Source organism: Fulvivirga kasyanovii (genome assembly GCF_009711405.1).
GTDB lineage: Bacteria > Bacteroidota > Bacteroidia > Cytophagales > Cyclobacteriaceae > Fulvivirga > Fulvivirga kasyanovii.
In genome coordinates, this window is record NZ_SMLW01000145.1 from 1 (window position 1) to 1,239 (window position 1,239).

Here is a 1,239-nt window from a genome sequence, read left to right on the forward strand (position 1 = left end):
ACCTGGACACCATAGCCCCCATAGGCACGGTACTGATCAATAACGTTACCTACAGACTGGAGGGGTTTGTAGAGTATGACACGGTATATTCAGAGGCTACATTAGAACCGCAGGTAATCAGCCGGTGGTTAAGCCCTGATCCACTGGCCGATGAGATGGCTAGCTGGAGTCCCTACAATTTTGCTTTTGATAATCCGATCAGGTTTAATGATCCTGATGGGCTGGCACCGTTCGACATTATAATAAATGGTGAAGAAAGGCAGGCTGCGTTTGATCAACTACAAGCCTCCGTAAAAAATGAGCTTACCTTGTCAATGGACGACAATGGGAAAATAAGTTATACCCAAAATGGAGAAGGCGAACTTTCTAAAAATGCTCAACAACTTGTATCTGCAATAGATGATCATTCTGTTACCGTAAACGTTAATGCTGGAAATGATACATTCACCGAGTCTGGTAATTTATTTGTAGGTGGTGCTTTTATGGGCAACACTGTAACAAAAGGGGAAGACGGCAATACCGTAGATACAAAACAGGAGGTAAACCCTGGTGTTTTAGGCAAATTGAGTTCATCATATAATAAGCCTGGTGCAGATTTATTACATGAAGTAACTGAATCATATCAAGGGGCACTAATTTCTCAATCTTCTGGCCAATCGGCAGGAAACGCTAGCGAATCGCCAAGTGTATATAATGCTGCACATTCTAAAGCCACTCCTCAATCGGGCCCAATTTACCAGAGATTAAAGACTAGCAGAGGAACTATAACTCCTTATACGAATTTAGCCACCCAAGTAGAATGGTACACTGAAAACGGCACAGTTATACAGACATTAAAGTAAAATGATATGAAATTACATTATTTGATAATTATTTTATTGGTTTCTTGTAAAGGAACCAGTAAAGTTGACTCAGCAGCAACCGTATCAAAACAGGAGATTACTCCAGTAGAGTTTAACCCTAATTCCTATGAGGTCGTCAAATTAGATTCTTTAAATGACGTATATCTCATTTATGCAAAAAAAGCAGGGACTTTATTTAAGATTGCATCAAAAAAAACGAGCAAAGAAAGATGTTCTAGAATAGAAGTAGGTGAAAAATACCCGTTTAATTTAGAATCCTTGTTTCCCCGTAATTTCCAAGGGAAATATGATTTGTCTCCTAAAAATTTACCACATGTAAGTGGTGTCGATTTTTACGGGACTACAATTACTTTGGAACCTGATTCCATAAATGATC

2 protein-coding genes are annotated in these 1,239 nt (G+C 39.0%); both read left to right on the forward strand.

The window, feature by feature from the left end:
* A partial coding sequence (locus E1163_RS30190) for a hypothetical protein (protein ID WP_185155890.1) occupies positions 1–842 on the forward strand: 842 nt, incomplete at its 5' end.
* Between the two features lie 6 nt (positions 843–848).
* A partial coding sequence (locus E1163_RS00385; RefSeq protein WP_155168548.1) for a hypothetical protein occupies positions 849–1,239 on the forward strand: 391 nt, incomplete at its 3' end.